Here is a 19,159-nt window from a genome sequence, read left to right as displayed (position 1 = left end):
GGAAGTTTATAATGATTAAGTAAAGAAGAATTCTTTTTTAATAGATTCTTTGTAATCAAAACTTTAAAGTTAATGGACAAACGAATAGTAACTTCCATCTTCGTGCTTCCTTACTCCCATCCTCTTTTATCTTCCACATCTTTTCACTACTTTTATCGAATAAAAAAACGATGCCCCTTTACCGAGATTTTTCAGATGACAATGCCACGATTCTTGTATGGAAATATGATGAAAGCGAAAAACTTGACATCAATGAGCTTCTGGAACCGGAAAATGCTGAAAAGGTAAAAGACTACCATCCGAAAAAGCTTCTGGAGGTGCTCATGGTCCGTAAACTTTTGAAAGGTTTAAAACCGAATTCCAAAATACTATATAAAGAAAGGGAACCTTTCCTTTCTCCTAAAGATGCGGAAATTTCTATCACTCATTCATTTCCTTTCGCAGCTATAGCAGTTTCTAAAAATAAAATAGGTATTGATATTGAAAAATTCAATCCAAAAATTTTAAGGGTTATTGATAAATTCACTTACGAGAATGAAAGAGGATTTATTCCTGAAGATAATGCCCCCGCTTTCTATACTATTATATGGAGTGTAAAGGAAAGCATGTACAAGATCCATCATTCCAAATACTGGTCTCTTAAGAAGAATTACGAAGTAAAGCCGTTTGAGCTCAAGCATCTTTATAAAATAAGCTGCAGGGTTTATGATGAACAGTTTTCAGACGAATTCAAGGCGAGAGTGGAATTTTTTGATGACTACTGCTTTACGATCGTGGAGGAATAGAATCAGCTTCGCTTCTGTATTTTTCAATTACTTTTCTCTGCTCTTTGGCTACGTCGTAGATCAGTTCCAGAATATCGTGGATGTTTTTAAGTTCTGTTAAATGTGAAATTTTATCAGGATCTCTTCTGTCAACCAGATCATTTTCCTCTATCTCCGTTTTTCTTTTTGAAATCAGATCTTCAATGGAAGAATCTTCCGGTTCCAGACGGCTTTCCATTTTTAAAGCTTCATTGATCTCGTTTCCATGTAATAAAACGGACGTTTGCTGCATTTCGGCTTCAATCTTTCTGCTCCAGCTTTCGGCATCTATTTCAGGATACTTTTCATTGTTTTTAGAGTATTGGGAAAGGGAAGCGGTATAAGCTGTGATCAGGTGTGAAGTTGCGACAAACTGGTGTACCACTTCCAGTTTTTTCTGTTGGTTCTTCGGTTCAGAGATCATTCTCTGGAAGTTGTCGGAAAGGTTGGCCAGCGAAATAATGGCATTTTTCCGCTTTACTTTATAATCTTCAATGTCAAAATTTCCCTGTAAGAACTTGGAAATGACACTTTCAAAATAGATCAGGTTGTCTGCCGCAGATTTTTTCATCAGATCAAGATTCTGAGTATGCTCCCATACAGGCAGAACAATATAGGATACGGCAAAAGCAATAACTCCGGCTATAATGGTATCCAGAATTCTGTCCTTAAAAATCACATTTACATTTCCGGGATTTAAAAAGTTAAAGCTCAGAAATACATAGATCGTCATAAACAGCACCGCCCAGAAATAGCGGCCTTTCAGAAAGCTGAAACACATAATCATGCTCAAAAGCAGAATGGTAAATAAAAGACCATTGAAGTGTATAAAATGTAGAATCGTATAGGCAATAACTGCGCCTGCAATGGTTCCGTATAAACGGAGTAGATTTCTTTTTTTCGTAATGGAATAGGCGGGTTTTAATATTGCTGTAATCGTGATCAGGATCCAATAGGTATGGCCCAGGCCCAGAAAATCGAACATAGAAAAAAGATAGCCCACAAGCAGAGCAGTTGTAATTCTTATTGCATGTCTGAAATGAGAGGAGGAAAGTGAAATATTATTCCTTAAAACTTTGAAGTTGAGCTTTTCCTCATTAGGCATGAACTTTTTTAAATCTAACCCTGTAGAAAGGCTTTTGGCCAGTTTCACATCCTGGGAAAATACTTTATAAATTTCATTGATCTCTTTTGTAATCTCATTGATGCGCATCAGGATCTGACGGAGGATCATGAAATTTTCCAGATTATCCGGAGTCAGCTGCTTATTGCGTAAATCAAAATAATGAACGTTAAGGTTTTTCAGTTCATGTTCCAGATCAAAAATGGATTTTGCCCTTGTTCCGATCTGAAGCGAGATTCCAATATTGGTAATTTCTTCGGCGAGCAGGTTGAGGTAATCATGGATATTGACCAGGATCATACTGTCTTCAAAGCTTTGCTGCAGTTTCTGATAATCACTTTCAGAGGTCATCAGCTTTTCATGAAGGTCCATGGAATTCAAGAACATCAGCATCAGCAGACGGCTGGTTGTTGTTGATTCATTAACGATGGTTCTCGTCTTGAAAACGGTTTCCCTGGTTTCTTCCTGAAGGTTTTTGATCCCGACCTGCTTGGCAATAACCTGAGTGGTCAGTTTATCAAAATCAGGGTTTTTCTGGTAATAATTAGCTTTGATTTTTAAAAATTCTGCGAGCTGCAGATAATTTTCCCCGATCATCTGTCCTGCCAGTTTATAAGGCTGGATGGTGGTAACCACAAGGAAAATCAATAAAAACCAGATACAGCCGGATGCAAAGATCAGCAGGCTTTTAAAAATATTACCTCCTGTAAGATGCCCGTCAATAAATATCGCCAGCACAACAAGAGATAACGAACCCACGGCGGCAAGTCTCTGTCCGTAAACCCCGATAAGGGAAAAAAACATTCCGAACACAATGATCTCCAGGATGACCAGGACTTTAAAATTCATGACCATGCTGGCAATAAATGCAACGAACACAAAACAAAAAATAGCAAAGGTCAACGCATTTCTCCTTCTGATAAAAGGTCCGGGCTGGTCACAAAGTGCTACAAAGCTGGTTCCTAGAGGAAATAAAAAGTATTCTTTCAGGATTCCGAAGTGGGCGAGGACTAAACAAGGCAGAACGGTTGCCAGCGTAATTCTGATCGCAGAATATACATATTGGCTGGTAACAAATTTTTTGAGTTCTGCTGAATAGTTCATACTACAAAATTAATTATTGAAAACAAGAAATGCCTTATAAAAATGAGACTTTTGCAAACTTATATATTATATTTCTTTAATAATTTTTCAATTGGTAATAGATTGTGGTTGAGTCTAACACAAATTTAGTGCTGGGATTGTACTATTTGCCAAAGGAGTGTGAATGATGAATAAGCTGCGCTGTCAATTTGCTTTGCAGTGAATTTTTTTATCCCTCAATTCACTATTCACTTGCGAAGCAAAATTCACCATTGACCGGTTGTCGATTCGGTGCATACAAAAAGCCCCATAAAAATGAGGCTTTTTGTATTTGGGTATTAAATATCTTAATAATCTACATTAGATGTTTCATCACCAATGTTCCAGGTAAGACCGAAACGAAGGGTATTATCTAAAGCAGTATTGATTTTTGACATATTGATCAGATAAGAAATATCAAGCCCGAAAGAACGGTATTTCAATCCGATACCTGCTGTAGCGAACTGTCTTGCTCCCTGCTCTTCACTTTCGTGGAAGTAACCTGTTCTTACGGCAAATGCATTGTCATAAGAATATTCTAGAGCACCACTCATCATGATAGAGTTTTTATTTTTGAACGACTTTCCGATCCCTGCCATTACTCCTACGTTAGGGACTTCATATCTTGGCTGTCTTGTGTTAGGATCTATTCCTACATATTCTGATCCCGGAACCAAAATCTTAGAGCCTTCTACACTAATGCCGATCTTGTTCATGTCATCCAAATACATATCATATCCAAGCCCTAATCTTGCCATCGTAGGCAAATAAGATCTTGATTCTTCATTTCCTGTATAGTCTAATTTCGGACCTAGGTTCTGAATAGCAAAACCTGCATTCACTTTACCATCATATCCTCCGAAACTTGAAAATCTTGGAGAGGTATAGTATCCTGAAACGTCAACTGCAAAAGAGTTAGCAGCTTTAAGGGTAGTATCTGTGTTGAAGCCTCCGGCTAAATCCGAACGGATGAATCTCCCGGTAACAGCCATTGAGTAAGAGTCAGAAAGTTTCAGACCGTAAGCAACGTCAATGGAAAATTCATTAGGCTTTGACGTCCCCATAGAAGTGACTTCTGAACCTACCAGCTGAGTAAGGTCTACCTCACCCATGTTGAAATAATAGATACTTGCAGAAATAGTGGATCTTTCTTCCTGGCCTAAAAATTTATGGAATGCACCATATAGTAAAAATACATCATTGGTAAGTTTCCCCATATAAGGCGTATAGTTAAGACCTATGGAAGAACTTGTTCTGCTAAAAGGATATTTTGCCGCATTCCAGAATTGTGAAAATGCATCCGGTGAAGTTACCACCCCTTGGTCTCCCATACCTCCAGCTCTTGCATCTGGTGCAATTCTTAGAAAAGGAGCTCCGGTTAATACTGGATTTATTTTACTTAAATCTTGCGAATAGCCTAAAAAACCAGCACTTAAACCAAATCCCAAAAGCAGTTTAGTAGTTAAATTCATATGTTGTCTTTTATATATTATCAGTTTTTTATAACAATTATTGTCTATGTATTATTTAATTTATTTCAAAAGTACCATTTTTTCTACAGCTGTAGCACTTCCTTTGCATTTTTCTTGATTTTGACTTTTTGCAAATATCTTAAAAATATACGTACCTTTTGCAACAGTTGACCCAAAATCGTCTCTTCCGTCCCATTCTATTGCCTGACGAGGCGTTCTAAAGCCCTGTAGGAACGGTTCTGCAACCACAGGCTGAGATAATGTTCTCACTAATTTTCCTGTTATTGTATAGATCTGAACATTTACATCTAAAATATCATCGCAGTTATGTTCAAACTGGATGTACGTTTTATTGGTAAACGGATTCGGCCAGTTCAGCGGTCTGTTAATGATCAAATGCTGATCGGTTTCATCCTTAACTTCAAAGTTTAACGTAGACGTTGTAGAATTATTGTTTATGTCCCAAACTTTAAATGTTAACTGGTGTTGTCCTATTGCTAAATTCCTGAAAGGGTAGGTTACATTTCCTTTCTGGTAATCAGCAAGACTCGGGCTCAGACATCCGTTTCCTTCGCCTGATGCAAAGAAATCATTCAGAACAACCGTGTTGATGATCTGCCCGTCAAGATAAACGGTAATATCATGGCCCACACCTGATCCTGTAGAGTTGATTCCCGTGTCATCCGTAACACAGGCCAAAAGCATTGGATTCTGGTTCGTGATTCCGCCGTCAGCAAAATTTGTATTATTCATGTACAATTTTACTTTTGGAGGTTCGTTATCATTGATTCCGTTAGGGTTTATATCTCCCACCTGTACTGCCTGGTTATTGAATACGTCCGTTACTTTATTGTCTGCGTAGCCCAATATTCTTCCTTGTCCCACAGCATAGTTGATATCCTTTGGTACATAGAATTCTACAGTGAATACTCCGTTTACTGCGGTGCCTGAAGCTTTAACAATAGCACTTCCTTCTTCTGTGTAATCCATGACAGGCGCTAATGCTCCGTCATTATTCAAGGTTTTTTTGTTTAATCTTTTATCAAAAATATTGATAGAAACCCTTCCGTTGAAGGTTGTATTAACCGTTCCGTTAGGATTGTTGATATGGCCTTTTACTTTAATAAAATCCAGACCTCTGATCAATCCCGGAACAGGAGATTCAATATTGTCGATAACAAGTTGTCTTTGAGGTCTGCTCAGTTTCATTGCAGGATCCCCAAGTAAATTTACTTTCAGATGGTCGATATTGGCTCCTTTTTGTTTTTTAGCATTTAAATGAGCATATCCTAAAGTTTCAAAATCGTCGCTGGTCAGTTTGAAAATATTCTTCGTATAAAGATCTGTGAAGTTACGTCCGTAATCTACCCCAATGGCACGGCTTGATGTAATCATGGCAGCAGCACCTCCTTGCTTAAGCTTAATGAACTGCTCCCCTGCAGAAGAAGTAGCCGGTTCATCCCATAATGTAAATTCACAGGTAATGGTAGATACAAACGGAAATCTGCTGTATACATTGGAGAAGTTATTGGAATTTTGAATTTCAGTACTCGTCAGCACTCTTTCCTGTGCCCATCCGTTGATTCCTCCATGTCCGAAATAGAACAAATAAAGACTGTTCCCGATATCATTTGAAATGGCCTGAGTCACCTGAGGAAACCTTTGTCCGGCCGCTGTACTTTGGGCCGGGAAAGCATCCAGATATAATTTTCTCACATTATATTCTTTCAGATCCTGCTGGCCGGGAGCTTCAAAAACACTGGATAGCGTATTATTCATTACCTCATGGAAGGGACTTCCTCCATCTTTATCATCATCTACTACAAAATCAAGCTTCATACGCCATTCTCCGAAAGGAGAAGACTGGCCGGGAAGAGCATTGTAATAGGCAAGGGTTTTACTGATCATATTTCCTGCTTCAGTCACATTGGCTGCAGGAATTCTTCCTACAGGGATATCAGGCAGGTTATTTTCAATAGAAGAAGCAGTCTGCGGCTGCGTCATTACGATATAGTCATCGGTTATAAAAGAACCGACAAAATCTGCTGAATTTTCACCATGATAGCCGGAAACGATATTGGAATTGCCAGAGATCCTGTTTTTGTAGTCATAAGAAGCGTCTCCCAAAATAAATACATATTTAAGTCTTGCGCTGTTATTAAGTTTTGTTACAAAATCTCTTATTGCAGTAAGATCCCTGCTTCCGCTTCCGAATTCATTATAAATCTTAGCCGCATCTACGATCTCTACCGTATAATTGTTTTTAGTCTGGTGGTAGCTGGCCAGTCTCTGTGCCTGACCCATCATTTCAGGAACCGTGATGATCAGGTAATCCACATTCTGCAGCCCGGAAAGATTCTGGTTGGCAACTCTTTCTACAAACTGAGGGTTATAGGCTGCATCAGCACGGAAAGCCACAAATTCATTATTGAAATTTGGGTCAGAAGTAAAATAGCCGAAATTAAAACTGCCGGCACCCGCTTTATTTACTCTTCTGTTGGCATTCGTAATATCAGTTACATCCCATACCTGTTCAAGGTTTGCTGCATTGGAAATACCAAAGCCGTAATTAATATTGGTTCCGCTGGTAAGTGAGAAATCCCTGAAATTCATCTGAGATCCGTTGAAGGCAAGATTTTCTTTATACTGTACTTCCGCATAATCAAAATGGAAAACCCCGTTAGGGTTTACAGAAATATTGGGAGCGTAATTAAGAGTAATCTGATTTCCGCTCAGGTTGGATATCGTTCCGTCATATCTTAGCTGATAAAAATCAAATACATAATTATTGGTATTGGCAGGAACCGTCTGAGGGATAGGATTTTGGTTGTTGATTTTAAATTCAACGGTATTCTGCTGAGATCTATAGCCTATCACCTGTGTCCTGTATCTTATGACATCACCAGCCTGTATTGGTGAATTGGTTGTAAAAGTTACTGCTTTATCCGTGGTAAATGGTGCTTCTTCTACCCAGATTCGTCCTACTTTTAAAAGATTCTTCTGGTCATTGTTAATCACCTGGTAATTGTCATACCTTGTTATTAAATTACCGGCCGGAAGATTAACGTCGACTGGTTGAACTCTTTTGCCTGCACCCTTGTCAAAATTGATAAAATAGTAAGAAAAATCTTCATATATATTTTTGACATTATTGCTTCTGTCCATTCTATTGTCCACTCTCTTAAAACCATTTCCGTTGGATGCGTCATAAAGATTATATCCGTTTGGCCCCTGAGCATAGAACAAAGCATAATCCCCGTCATTCCATACACCATCTTCTTCACCCACTACCTGAATAGCATTTTCCTGAAGTGCGCTGTATTTGGTGTCCAGGTTATATTCAGGAAGCATTACACCACCGTTTCCATAAATTCTGAAATTTTTCGGATTTACAGAAGCCGGATTAATGCCGTTATCTTTTAAAAACTGTGTTGTAATTTTAAATATTCCCGATTTGTCTACTTTAATCTTATAAAAGCCACCACTCGAAAGAGGATTTGCAGTGCTTCCCACCTTGTTTGCATTTCCGGATGTGAAATTGTTGGGAGCTGCTGTTTCAGAAATATTAAATGAAGAAAGTCTCTGGATACGTCCCTTTACATTCTTAAATAAGGACACACTGATGCTCGCATATCTTTCTCCTTCCAGCGTATAGTAAGCAACATCTGCAATGTCATAATCCGGCAGTCTGCCTTTGTCAAGATCATATAAATCCTTAGTGGAAACACTTTCCCAGGCCAGATCCGAAACTTTCAGCTGCTTTTCTCCTATTTTTTGTTTGGTGATGATAAAAACATTATTTTGGCTGAACGAAAAACCTTCATTTTTGAAATTTGGAAGATTTAATTTTGTGTCACCAAAATCTTGGATTTTAGAGCCTTCCCATTCTATGGCTTTTCTCTGGGCCCAAAGTGTTGACACAAAAGAGATTAGTAATAAAAAGGTGATTTTTTGTTTCATGTTTATTATTGAAATTTCTGAATTACAAATAAAATGAAAATTTTAGAATTAAATTGTGATACAATAAAATTAATTTGTTAACGTTTTTCAAAAAAATCAAATGTTTACTTGATTTATTGAATAATTTATTTTTTCTTTGTACTTTGAAAATATTTATATCGACTATGAAAAAACTAAAGTTGTTTTCATTAATAGCATTAAGTTCTACACTTGCATTAACCAGCTGTGGCGGATCCGGGACCAGCAAAGGAGGCGGTACTAAAAAATTTGTCAGCAAGACGGGTTGGAAACCAAACGAAAAACAAGGTTGGTTTTTTGCAGGAAAGCAACAAAAACAGAAGGGGTGGCCAGGAATGGTATATGTAGAAGGTGGAACTTTTACAATGGGATTAGTGAAAGATGATGTTATGCATGATTGGAATAACACACCGCGCAGAATGCAGGTAAGTTCATTCTTCATCGGAGAAACAGAAATTACTAACTACGAATACCGCGAATACCTTACATGGTTGAAGTATGTATTTCCACCAAGTGACCCTAGCTTCAAGGAGATCTATAACGGCGCTTTGCCAGATACTCTCTTATGGGACAACAAACTAGCTAGAAACGATTATAATGAAACGTATCTTCGTTCCCCGGAATTCGATTACTACCCGGTAGTAGGCGTTTCCTGGACTCAGGCGAACAGATACTGTGAATGGCTTACAGACAGAGCGAATGAAAAAGCTTTAATGCAAGCCGGAGTTATTGCTAAAGATTTGTATATCAACGAATCCAATAACCAGGGTGGAACTGCATTCAATATGGATAAATTCAAAGCGAATGATCCGGAAATGCAGGGATACATCAACGAGAAAAGAATGCAGCAAAAATCTGGTATGAAAACAACCAACCAGAGACTTCTTTCTGCAAACAGAGCCCCAAATGCTTCAATGGTTCAGAAATTCAGACTTCCTACAGAAGTGGAATGGGAATATGCTGCTCTTGGTATGGCTAAAAACAGAGAATACAATCAATACCTTGGTAAAAAGCCTGAAATCGAAAGATTAAGAGGTACCAAAGGAAGAGATAAAGGAATGTTCCTTGAAAACTTCAAAATGGGAAAAGGTGACTATTCCGGTATTGCAGGATGGAAAAATGACGGAGCTGCACAAACAGCAGACGTAAGACAATATCCTTCTAATGATCTTGGAATCTACGGTATGTATGGAAACGTTTCTGAATGGACGGCTGACGTGTACAGACCAATTATTGATGAAGACTTCAACGATTTCAACTACTATAGAGGAAATATGCCTCAGGCTATTGTAAGAAACGGTGACGGAACTTACAAAATGATCGACGAAGGTACAATCAAGTATGATACCTTATCAGATGGTAGATTAGTATACAGAGGTCTTCCAGGACAGTTTGAAAGAGAAACCGTTGCTGATCACAGAAACTACAGAGATGGTGACAGACAGTCTTCTTTAGAATATTACAGAGCTTCAGATTCGGCTTCTTCATTTGATATGTACAATGCTCCTCAGAGAAGGTTTGTTGTAGATGCAGGAGGAAGAGTGAAACTTCAGAAAGATACCAGAGACAGAACCTCTGCAGTGTCTAATGACGTAAGAGTGGTAAAAGGTGGTTCTTGGCAGGATACAGCATATTGGTTGGATCCGGGACAAAGAAGATATAAAAACGAAGGTAAGGCTTATGGATGGATTGGCTTCCGTGTTGCACAGGATGCTAGAGCTAACGATAAAGGCAGAACTAGAAGATAATATTATCAAAAAATACTTATAAAAAACCTTCCGGATTTCCGGAAGGTTTTTTTATTTTTGAACTATGAATATAGAACAGTTTTATCCTTTATTTTTACAGTCAGATAAAGTGACGATTGACAGTAGAAAAGTCAGCAAGAATGATATTTTCTTTGCCTTTTCCGGTGAAAATTTCAATGCTGCAACCCTGGCAGAAAAAGCTGCTGATGACGGAGCTCTGGCAGTGATTGTGGAGAAACAGGAATTTGAAAATAAGGATAGAAATATTTTCTATGTTCCTTCTACGCTGGAGTTTCTGCAGCAGCTTGCAGTTCACCATAGAAATCAGCTTAAAATCCCTGTTATCGGACTTACGGGAAGTAATGGAAAAACAACGACCAAGGAGATTATCCATGCAGTGCTTTCTGAGAAGTTCAATGTACAGTATACTTCCGGAAATTTAAATAACCACATTGGAGTTCCGTTAACGATTCTTTCCATTAAGCCTGAGCATGAGATGGCAGTGGTAGAAATGGGAGCCAATCACCAGAAAGAGATTGAGCTTTTATGTACCATTGCACAGCCGGATTTTGGATATATTACCAACTTTGGAAAAGCCCATCTGGAAGGCTTCGGTGGATTTGATGGCGTGATCAAAGGGAAATCTGAGCTGTATGATTATTTGAAAAATCATAATCAGACTATTGTTGTCAATGAAAATGATCCGATACAGGCAGAAAAAACAGAAAACTATACACCCAAAATTACCTTTGGGAAAGGTACTTCTGATTATCAGTTCGGGTTGTTTTCCGAAGAACACTTTGTAGGGCTAGACTATCAGGGTATGAAAGCTGTTTCTAAACTGACTGGAGAATATAATTTTACCAATTTATGTGCAGCAGCCAGTCTTGGTCTTTATTTTGAGATCAGCTTTGAAAGAATAAAACATGCTGTTGAAAACTATACTCCGACCAATATGCGTTCGCAGGTTGTAAAAAAAGAAAATACAACATTAGTTCTGGATACCTACAATGCCAATCCAAGCTCTATGACTGCCTCACTGCATAATTTTGTAACTTTTGAAGGCAGTAAGACCATCATTATTGGTGATATGCTTGAATTGGGTGAGGAGAGTGAAAAAGAACATCGAAATATCTTAAAGCTTGCCCAGGAATTAGCTTTTGACCAAATCATTACGGTAGGAAAGCATTTTAAAGCAGTCAATTCTTCATCGCTGTCTTTCGAAAATACGGCAGAATTGATAGAATACCTTAAACAGAATAAAATCCACGCTGAAAATATTCTGTTAAAAGGTTCAAGGGGAATTGCTCTTGAAAAGTCTATCGAATTTATTTAAGCTTTGAATTCCAGAATTCTTTTACGATCAGCTTAATATTTTGGAAAGTGCTTGGGAAAACTTCATTTTCGATCTGAGTGGTGTTTTTCCAGGCAACTTCTGTAATTCCTTCTTCTATCTGAGGTTTTGAGGTGTCTTCACCCTTGAAGTTCATTTCAAACCAATGCGTGCATTTAAGGATTTTTTCACCGTTTCTTTCAATATAGATGTGGTAAGTTGTATTGATGAATTTTACCAGCTCCACATCTTTTAGTCCGGTTTCTTCTTCAATCTCTCTTACCGCCGACTCTTCTCGGGATTCACCTTTTTCCATTTTACCCTTGGGTAGATCCCATTTACCTAACCTCTTAATAAAAAGTAGCTTTCCATCAGGGTTGCTGACCAGGCCACCTGCCGCTTCTATGATTCTGAAAAGCTTCTGGAATTCGCTCCAGATTTCTTCAATATTCTCACCGAAAACATTAAGTTCTTTCACAGAAGTATTTTCCAAAAGATCCAATGCAATCTCTAAAGTTGTGAAACTTTCGTACCTAAGTTCTTTTTCAAGAGGCTCGGGATGCTTAGACACTAATAATTTTTTTTCGTTCACAAAAACTTTATACATATATTTGTAAGAATTAAGAATTTAAATACAAAAATAAAAAATGAATTTAGAAGGACGAAAGATTATTGTCAATAAATCATCTAAAGACTTGTCTGAAATATTGAAATCGCCTGAAAACTATAAAGATTTTATGCCGGACGGTCTTCAGAAATTTGAAACCAGAGATAATGGATTCAAATTCGGTCTTCAGGGAATGCCTGAAATTGCTCTGAAAATAGATGAAGTGAATGAGCAGAAAGCCGTTTTAAAGTCTGCAAGCTCAAGTCTGGATTTTACCTTAACAGCGGCTTTAAACTCTATCAATGAAAGTCAAACTGAAGTTCAGATGCTTTTTGAAGGGAAATTTAATCCTTTTATAAAAATGATGGTAGAAAAACCGCTTCAAAACTTTATCAATACACTGACAGATAAAATCGAAGCTTACAAATAATATGAAGACCTTCAGCAATGGAGGTTTTTTTATGCCCACACACCTGAGCTGTGATCTCTGGTACTGCCGGTTGCAGAAGAAAGGACATTGATTTCATTGTTCATCCTTAAAACTCCCATAAAGGCAAAGATCAGCGCTTCTTTGTGGTCAATGATCTGCCTTTCCGGAATGATAACCGTAAATTCTGTTTTTTCCCTGATCTTTTCGATAAGACAGATATTATAGCTGCCTCCACCGGTGCATAGGACGTTTTGTAAATGGTTTAAGTTAATAACATTTGAGATCTGCTGGGCCACATGCTCAGTGAAAGTAGCTATGGCATCTTCAGTTTTAATGCCTTCCAAAAGTGGGAAGATAGTCTCATTGCACCATTCAACTCCTAAAGATTTAGGATGATACAGCTTGTAAAAATCTAAGGAATTAAGCTTGGCTAAAAGATCATCGTGGAGCTTGCCTTTTCTTGCAAAATCACCATTTTCGTCAAAGTTTTTATTGAATTTCTGAGCAAGCCTGTTCAGGACAATATTGACAGGAGCAATATCAAAAGCTATTCTTTTGCCTTCCTGCTTTAGAGAAATATTGGAAAATCCGCCAAGATTCAGGCAGGCATCATATTCAGAGAAAAGAAGTTCGTCCCCGATGGGAACTAAAGGTGCTCCGTTTCCTCCCATCAACACGTCCTGGCTTCTGAAATCATAAATAACAGGAAGCCCTGTTTCTATTTTGATGGCTCTTCCATCTCCAATCTGGAGGGTGAATTTCTTTTTAGGCTGGTGAAAAACAGTGTGGCCATGAGAGGCGATCAGATCAATATTTTCAAGATGATTACGGTCAATAAACTCCCTGACACTCTGTCCTAGATAAAAACCATATTCCGAATGAAGTTCCAGTAATTCTTCCGAAGGTAAATGAATCGAATTTCTGAGTTTTTCTTCCCAGTTTTGAGAATAGGGAAGGGTTTCAGCCTTTATGATCTGAAAATTCCAATCCTTCTTTTTTTCAAAAGCGGCAAAACAGATATCCAGACCATCCAGACTGGTTCCGGACATGAGTCCAATAGCCTGAACTTTCATATTACTGCGGTGTTTTTTTTTCTTCAAGTCTTTTTGTACTGAAATCCCCTGAATTGTTGAAGAAAGTATATTCGGAGAAATCATCTTTGGCTGTCATCCCATTGGCACCAACCAGGGTAGAGCCGTCTTCCATAGTGACATATACCGTATCTTTTGTATAGATCCTTTTCTTTTTCTGATCCCAATAAATACTCTGCATCGCAAATCGCTGCCCTTCATTGGTCGTAATCCTTACATCGCCTTTAGCTTCGTAAAATCTTTTATATTCAAAAATACGGGCATATTTAGCGGTAATTTTACCAGGTACCTTTGGCTTTTTTTTATCATAAAACTCTATGTTGATCCCTCTTTTAGCCACAACATATGGGCTGTCGATCAGCTCGTATTTTTCAATGATCGGAGCCTTGGCCTTTAAAGATATAAAACCTGAATCCCTCTGTATAATATTAGCGTTATTGATGATCTGCGATGGGAAGTTCTTGCTTTTGTTTCCATTGGCTTTGGTGAGATCTTCTTCACAGGATGTCAGTATAAAAAATATAGCACAACTAAAAAGGCATGCTATATTTTTATATGATATTTTTATTGAAAAATTCATTTTAGTTGTACAGAGTCTTTCTGAACCATCTGTCAGCAAAGTTGAAGCCGACTTTTAAGTTGATGAAATTCTGGTTGATCAGGTTGTTATTAAGAGTTCCTCTTTTTCCAACTTCCAAGCCAAGTTCAAGACCGCTCATTCTTGTAATACTGCTGGTTTTGAATGGAAGCAATACTCCCGCAGATACTCCGAACTTATTGATGCTGGTACCGTTTATTTTAAGATTTCCTCTTTCATAGAACGCCCCGTATCTGTAGGTTACTCTTGAGAAATAGCTTCTGAAGTTGTTATAATTCGGCAGATACCATCCCCCGGCAGAAATTCTGTAGGTATCCTGGAAGTCAAAAGTTTTTCCAAAATAAGAAATGTCTTCTCCTTTTTTATAATCCAGCTGTCCTGAAAAGAACCAGTGGTTTTCACTCCCATATCCAACTCCTAAGGATGCCTGTAATGGAAGAAGATTTTTAGAGCTTGTGCTTTTCTGATCTATAATCGTTTCCAAAGCTTTAACCGTTTGTGCTGCATCAGCATATACATAAGTACTGTTGGTGTAATCAGTAGTCATATTGCTGGTATTACCAAATGTAGCTGTAGCCCCTATGGTTAATTTTCTGTCTGTACGGGTATTCAGACTTTGATAGCTACCCCCAAGAGTGAAGTTAAAGTTTTTGATCTTGTTTTTGGTTTCATAACCGTTGATGTATTCAGCGTTGGAAGCTCCGTCTTTATCATAAGATCTAAGCTCGTTCAGATCATAAAGATTTCCAAAATAAAGATTAGCTCTCAAACCTACCGCAAAGTTTTGGTCGATTTTGTATGAAATCGCAGCCTGCGCAGTATTCAAGGTTCCACTACCTTTAAAACGGTTAGTATAATATCCGTTTAATACTTGAACTCCATCTACAGTTTCGTAGGTTTTAATAGTATTTACAATGTCATAGCTCTTAGAACTGTACGGCTGATAAGAAAATCCCATCTTTACCTTTGGAGACAATGGAAATGCCAATGCAATATTAGAAAGATACGTAGAGTGCTTGGTAGACTTCGTATCGTTATAATCGGTTTTGAAGTAATTGTTTTCGTTGGTAGCTTCCAGCCTGATGCTTGTAAGCTCGAAATTAGAGTTATTCGCAGGGTTTGCGAAATTGAAGCTGCTCGTGAAATCACTGATATAAGCAGTAGATATACCACCCATAGAGGCAGTTTCAATCGTATTATCATATTTTACATCTCCAATTCCATAAGCTGCATACGGAGAGTTACTGATACTCTGTGCATTTAGGAAGTATCCAACTGATATGAATGATACGGCAAAGATTTTTTTCATTCTTTATTTTTAAAACAATGCGCAAATATCTTAAATATTAATGAATTGTAAAAATTATATGTGGTTAAAGTTTGTTAAGGGGGATGAATAGCCATAATTATGATGAATTGTCAATTGTGAATCCGCTTTGTTCATGATTTTTATGTCTTATTTATAAATTATATTACTAAAATCCGCCATTCACTTGCGAAGCAAAATTCACATCTCACAAATCATCCGTTCCAAAAATTCTTTATCTTTGAGCCATGAATTGGGAGAACATCGCCGGACAGGAAAATCTGAAAAAACTTCTTCGTGAAAGCATTGCTGAAAACAGGGTAAGCCATGCCCAACTTTTTTTAGGAAAAGAAGGATATGGGACATTTCCTATGGTTTTGGCGTATGCCAAAGAGATCTTCAGCCAGGAAAATGAGCATGCTGCTTCGAAAGTGGAACACTTGAATCATCTTGATCTGCACTTTAGTTTCCCCGTTTTTACCGATAACAAAAATTCTTTAAGTAAAAATAAATTTGAGGATTTCAGGGAAATGATTATGGCTTCTCCCTATGCAAGCTATGACGACTGGACCGCTTTTCTGGAATCTGAAAACAAACAGCTTTTTATCTCTGCAGATGAAATTGATGACCAGAACCAGAAGTTCGCTTTAAAGAGTTTTGAAGGCGGAACCAAAATCCTGATCGTTTGGAGAGCTGATAAAATGAATATAGCTGCCGCGAATAAGTTTCTGAAATTTTTGGAAGAACCACCGGCAAAAACGCTCATTCTTCTTACTGCTGAAACGGCCAATGATATTCTTCCCACCATTCTTTCCAGGACACAGATTGTGGAAGTTCCAAGAATCAGTGATGAAGATCTTGAAAACTATTTTAAGAAGAATTTTCAAATTTCAGAAGAAAAGATTAGGGAAATTGTTCATGAAGCACAGGGAGATCTCAATGAAGCCCTGAAGATTTTAAATTCCGGACATAAAAGCGATGAATTTGAAAAGCTTTTTATACAATGGGTAAGAGATGCATTCATGGTAAAAAAGAAGCCTCAGTTTCTGAAAAGTATTATCCTCTGGGCCAGAGAAATTGCAGGCTGGAATCGTGAAAAGCAGAAAAACTTTCTGAACTACTGCTCCGAGATCTTCAGACTTGCCCTGCTTCAAAACTACCAGTCCGAAAATCTGGTGTATAAAAAGATTGATGCAGACGGCTTCAACTGGGCAGGATTCTCAAAATTCATCAGCGGGGCCAATATTGAAAGTATTCTGGAAGAGATCAGCACTGCGGATCTGCACCTCACCCGAAATGGAAATCCTAAAATTGTATGGACAGACCTTGGAATCAAACTATCCCGTTACATTCACAAAAACTCATAATTAAGACAGATTCATTCTGAAATTTTAAATAACATGATAAAGTCCCGATCCTTTCCGGACTTTATAGTGTATGGAATTTTATAGCGGCCTAAGTTTCTTTAAAATATTTTTGTTTAAAAGAAATTAATATTCAGCTGTTTATATTAGCAAATATTAAATATTGATTAAAAAATCAATCAATCGTTTGATTTATTCAAAATGTTATGTAAATTTGCGCCCTGAAAAATAGAATTGCTATGGTTTCAAAAGAAGAAAATATATTATTTGCTGCAGAGAAGCTTTTTGCTGAAAAAGGCTTCGAAGGGACTTCCACGAGGGAGATTTCCAAAGCGGCGAATGTAAATATCTCTATGATTTCTTATTATTTCGGATCCAAGGAAAAGCTGTATGAGAAATTAGTGGAATACAGAATGAATGAAGGTCAGTTCTTTGCTAAAGATATTCTCGAAAGAACAGATATCAATGAATGGCAGAAGATAGAAAAGATCGTAGACCAGTTTTCCGGAAGAGTAAGACATCAAAAATGTTTTTACAGAATCATGCAGCGTGAGCAGCTTCACACGGAAAGCCCGCAGATCGTGGAATTTCTGAAGCAGACCAAGATGGGCTTTATCTCCATGTATTCGCAGGTCCTTGAAAGCGGACTGGAAAAAGGAATTTTCACTAAAAACCCTCCGATTTATTTACTTCATGCTACCGTAAGCGGGACTTTATTTTATGCATCCAATGCTAAAGAGATGTACAAAGAATTCCTCAACGATACAAATGATGAGGAAGTTTTTGATGAAAAGTACTACACAGAACTTAATAAACATATAAAATATTTACTAAAAGACCTTTTAGGTTATGAAGAGAATAAATAACTCGGTGTTGGCATTATCCCTGTTTATGGGAGTTGCAGCCATAAATGCTCAGGAGAAAAAACAGCTCACTCTCGATGAAGCCGTGCAGCTGGGAATCCAGAACAGTAAAAATCTTAAGATCGATGCCGCCAAGATCGAAGAAGCTACGGCAGATCTTTTGGAAGCCAAAAACAGGCAGCTTCCGGAACTGAAAGTTTCGGGGAGCTATATGTACCTACCCACTAAGCCCACTGTTGATCTAAAGCTTTCCAGTGCTTCGGAAGCAGGAGCAGGAGGCCCGGAAGTGCATCAGGTTGCTTATGGATCGGTTAACCTTAGTGTACCGATTTACAGTGGCGGAAGAATCAAATACGGTATCCAGTCTGCAAAATATTTGGTGGAAGCATCAAAACTAAGCACCGAAAATGATAAAATAGCCATCGCTTATAATGTTGCTCAGGCTTATAATAATTTATTTAAAGCCAACCAATCCATCAAAGTTTTAGAAGAAAATCTTACAGCTTCTCAAAAAAGGGATGAGACTTTTCTTAAACTTGAAAATAACGGGGTTATTGCTAGAAATGACCGTTTAAAAGCAAATCTTCAGACCTCAAATATCGAGCTGCAGCTATTGGAAGCTAAAAACAACTACAATATTGCCAACATCAATATGGATCTGCTGCTGGGTATTCCGGAAACTACAGAAATTGAAGTAGACCAGAATTATATTGATGAAGGTTCTGAAGTAAAAACAGTTGATTACTATGTAAATGAAGCTAAAGAAAACCGTAAAGATTTGCAGGCTTTGGCTCAGCAAAGAAAAGCGGCAGAACTGGGAACAAAATCCGCAAAAGCTGAAAACCTTCCTTCCATAGCATTTACCGGAGGATATGTAGCCGCAGACATTCCAAAATTCCTTACCATATACAATGCTGTAAACGTAGGAGTTGGAATTTCTTACAATTTATCCAATATCTGGAAAGAAAACTCTTCATTGAGACAGTCTCAGGCAAGAGAAAAGCAGTTAGCAGCAAACGATGAATTACTGAATGATAACATTAAGCTTGACGTTAACAGAGAATATCAGAATACGGATTACTCTAAAAAGAGAATCGCAGTATATGAAAAAGCTGCTGAACAGGCTAACGAAAACTACAGAATTACCAAAAATAAATACGACAACGGTCTTGCAACCATGACAGAGCTTCTGGATGCGGACGCAGCTCAGATATCAGCTAACGTAGGCGTGATCAATGCGAAAGCAGATGCCGCTTTAGCGTACAGAAAACTATTACAGACAACAGGAACTTTAACAATTAAATAATCAGACTGAAACCAA

At 37.9% G+C, this 19,159-nt stretch carries 14 protein-coding genes; 7 read left to right on the top strand and 7 right to left on the bottom strand.

The window, feature by feature from the left end:
• Positions 1-170 precede the first annotated feature (170 nt).
• Positions 171-785: a 4'-phosphopantetheinyl transferase family protein gene (locus DRF61_RS20720; protein ID WP_111960660.1), complete on the top strand. Its 615-nt coding sequence runs from the start codon at positions 171-173 to the stop codon at positions 783-785.
• Here DRF61_RS20720 and DRF61_RS20715 read toward each other — a convergent pair.
• The 3 genes from DRF61_RS20715 to porU form a co-directional block, all read right to left on the bottom strand.
• Positions 766-3,030 carry an FUSC family protein gene (locus DRF61_RS20715; protein ID WP_111960658.1) on the bottom strand — a complete coding sequence of 755 codons (2,265 nt, stop codon included), beginning with the start codon at positions 3,028-3,030 and terminating at the stop codon, positions 766-768. The genes DRF61_RS20720 and DRF61_RS20715 overlap by 20 nt on opposite strands.
• Before the next feature lie 326 nt (positions 3,031-3,356).
• The gene (gene porV / locus DRF61_RS20710; RefSeq protein ID WP_111960656.1) at positions 3,357-4,520 is read right to left on the bottom strand and encodes a type IX secretion system outer membrane channel protein PorV; all 1,164 of its coding nucleotides are present in this window, start codon (positions 4,518-4,520) and stop codon (positions 3,357-3,359) included.
• A gap of 60 nt (positions 4,521-4,580) precedes the next feature.
• The gene (gene porU / locus DRF61_RS20705) at positions 4,581-8,480 is read right to left on the bottom strand and encodes a type IX secretion system sortase PorU (RefSeq protein WP_111960653.1); all 3,900 of its coding nucleotides are present in this window, start codon (positions 8,478-8,480) and stop codon (positions 4,581-4,583) included.
• A 164-nt stretch (positions 8,481-8,644) separates the two neighbouring features.
• Between porU and gldJ the strand changes: the two genes are divergently transcribed.
• Together gldJ and DRF61_RS20695 are read left to right on the top strand one after the other, a co-directional pair.
• The gene (gldJ, locus tag DRF61_RS20700; RefSeq protein WP_111960651.1) at positions 8,645-10,246 is read left to right on the top strand and encodes a gliding motility lipoprotein GldJ; all 1,602 of its coding nucleotides are present in this window, start codon (positions 8,645-8,647) and stop codon (positions 10,244-10,246) included.
• 64 nt (positions 10,247-10,310) lie between these two features.
• Positions 10,311-11,582, top strand: a complete 1,272-nt coding sequence (locus DRF61_RS20695; protein WP_111960649.1) for a UDP-N-acetylmuramoyl-tripeptide--D-alanyl-D-alanine ligase — start codon at positions 10,311-10,313, stop codon at positions 11,580-11,582.
• On the opposite strand, the gene DRF61_RS20690 is transcribed toward DRF61_RS20695, so the two are convergent.
• Positions 11,575-12,186 (bottom strand): NUDIX hydrolase, encoded by a 612-nt coding sequence (locus tag DRF61_RS20690; RefSeq protein ID WP_111960647.1) that lies wholly within the window; start codon positions 12,184-12,186, stop codon positions 11,575-11,577. The two genes, DRF61_RS20695 and DRF61_RS20690, sit on opposite strands and share 8 nt — an antisense overlap.
• A 40-nt stretch (positions 12,187-12,226) precedes the next feature.
• Between DRF61_RS20690 and DRF61_RS20685 the strand changes: the two genes are divergently transcribed.
• Positions 12,227-12,616, top strand: a complete 390-nt coding sequence (locus tag DRF61_RS20685) for an SRPBCC family protein (protein WP_111960645.1) — start codon at positions 12,227-12,229, stop codon at positions 12,614-12,616.
• A 29-nt stretch (positions 12,617-12,645) separates the two neighbouring features.
• On the opposite strand, the gene DRF61_RS20680 is transcribed toward DRF61_RS20685, so the two are convergent.
• The 3 genes from DRF61_RS20680 to bamG are packed head-to-tail and all read right to left on the bottom strand — an operon-like array spanning position 12,646 to position 15,614.
• Positions 12,646-13,689, bottom strand: a complete 1,044-nt coding sequence (locus DRF61_RS20680; protein ID WP_111960643.1) for an anhydro-N-acetylmuramic acid kinase — start codon at positions 13,687-13,689, stop codon at positions 12,646-12,648.
• Position 13,690: 1 nt separating this feature from the next.
• Positions 13,691-14,287 carry an LPS export ABC transporter periplasmic protein LptC gene (gene lptC / locus DRF61_RS20675; protein ID WP_111960641.1) on the bottom strand — a complete coding sequence of 199 codons (597 nt, stop codon included), beginning with the start codon at positions 14,285-14,287 and terminating at the stop codon, positions 13,691-13,693.
• Position 14,288: 1 nt separating this feature from the next.
• Positions 14,289-15,614: a BamG family beta-barrel-assembly machinery protein gene (gene bamG, locus DRF61_RS20670; protein WP_111960639.1), complete on the bottom strand. Its 1,326-nt coding sequence runs from the start codon at positions 15,612-15,614 to the stop codon at positions 14,289-14,291.
• Positions 15,615-15,859: 245 nt separating this feature from the next.
• Here bamG and DRF61_RS20665 point away from each other — a divergent pair, with 245 nt between their 5' ends.
• The 3 genes from DRF61_RS20665 (at position 15,860) to DRF61_RS20655 (ending at position 19,144) form a co-directional block, all read left to right on the top strand.
• Complete coding sequence (locus tag DRF61_RS20665; RefSeq protein WP_111960637.1) at positions 15,860-16,978, top strand: DNA polymerase III subunit; 1,119 nt, start codon at positions 15,860-15,862, stop codon at positions 16,976-16,978.
• Positions 16,979-17,214: 236 nt separating this feature from the next.
• Complete coding sequence (locus tag DRF61_RS20660; RefSeq protein ID WP_111960635.1) at positions 17,215-17,841, top strand: TetR/AcrR family transcriptional regulator; 627 nt, start codon at positions 17,215-17,217, stop codon at positions 17,839-17,841.
• On the top strand, positions 17,825-19,144 hold the full coding sequence (locus DRF61_RS20655; protein ID WP_111960633.1) for a TolC family protein: 1,320 nt from the start codon (positions 17,825-17,827) through the stop codon (positions 19,142-19,144). The genes DRF61_RS20660 and DRF61_RS20655 overlap by 17 nt, the downstream gene beginning before the upstream one ends.
• The last annotated feature ends 15 nt before the right edge of the window (positions 19,145-19,159 follow it).

The organism is Chryseobacterium lathyri (assembly GCF_003290185.1).
GTDB lineage: Bacteria > Bacteroidota > Bacteroidia > Flavobacteriales > Weeksellaceae > Chryseobacterium > Chryseobacterium lathyri.
The sequence above is the reverse complement of the archived record's forward strand: the minus strand, read 5'-3'. Positions and strand labels throughout refer to the sequence as shown.

Bases quoted from the DNA above. Each gene is read 5' to 3' on its own strand.
- DRF61_RS20720 (WP_111960660.1), top strand. From the start codon at position 171: ATGCCCCTTTACCGAGATTTTTCAGATGACAATGCCACGATTCTTGTA.
- DRF61_RS20715 (WP_111960658.1), bottom strand. From the start codon at position 3,030: ATGAACTATTCAGCAGAACTCAAAAAATTTGTTACCAGCCAATATGTA.
- porV (WP_111960656.1), bottom strand. From the start codon at position 4,520: ATGAATTTAACTACTAAACTGCTTTTGGGATTTGGTTTAAGTGCTGGT.
- porU (WP_111960653.1), bottom strand. From the start codon at position 8,480: ATGAAACAAAAAATCACCTTTTTATTACTAATCTCTTTTGTGTCAACA.
- gldJ (WP_111960651.1), top strand. From the start codon at position 8,645: ATGAAAAAACTAAAGTTGTTTTCATTAATAGCATTAAGTTCTACACTT.
- DRF61_RS20695 (WP_111960649.1), top strand. From the start codon at position 10,311: ATGAATATAGAACAGTTTTATCCTTTATTTTTACAGTCAGATAAAGTG.
- DRF61_RS20690 (WP_111960647.1), bottom strand. From the start codon at position 12,186: ATGTATAAAGTTTTTGTGAACGAAAAAAAATTATTAGTGTCTAAGCAT.
- DRF61_RS20685 (WP_111960645.1), top strand. From the start codon at position 12,227: ATGAATTTAGAAGGACGAAAGATTATTGTCAATAAATCATCTAAAGAC.
- DRF61_RS20680 (WP_111960643.1), bottom strand. From the start codon at position 13,689: ATGAAAGTTCAGGCTATTGGACTCATGTCCGGAACCAGTCTGGATGGT.
- lptC (WP_111960641.1), bottom strand. From the start codon at position 14,287: ATGAATTTTTCAATAAAAATATCATATAAAAATATAGCATGCCTTTTT.
- bamG (WP_111960639.1), bottom strand. From the start codon at position 15,614: ATGAAAAAAATCTTTGCCGTATCATTCATATCAGTTGGATACTTCCTA.
- DRF61_RS20665 (WP_111960637.1), top strand. From the start codon at position 15,860: ATGAATTGGGAGAACATCGCCGGACAGGAAAATCTGAAAAAACTTCTT.
- DRF61_RS20660 (WP_111960635.1), top strand. From the start codon at position 17,215: ATGGTTTCAAAAGAAGAAAATATATTATTTGCTGCAGAGAAGCTTTTT.
- DRF61_RS20655 (WP_111960633.1), top strand. From the start codon at position 17,825: ATGAAGAGAATAAATAACTCGGTGTTGGCATTATCCCTGTTTATGGGA.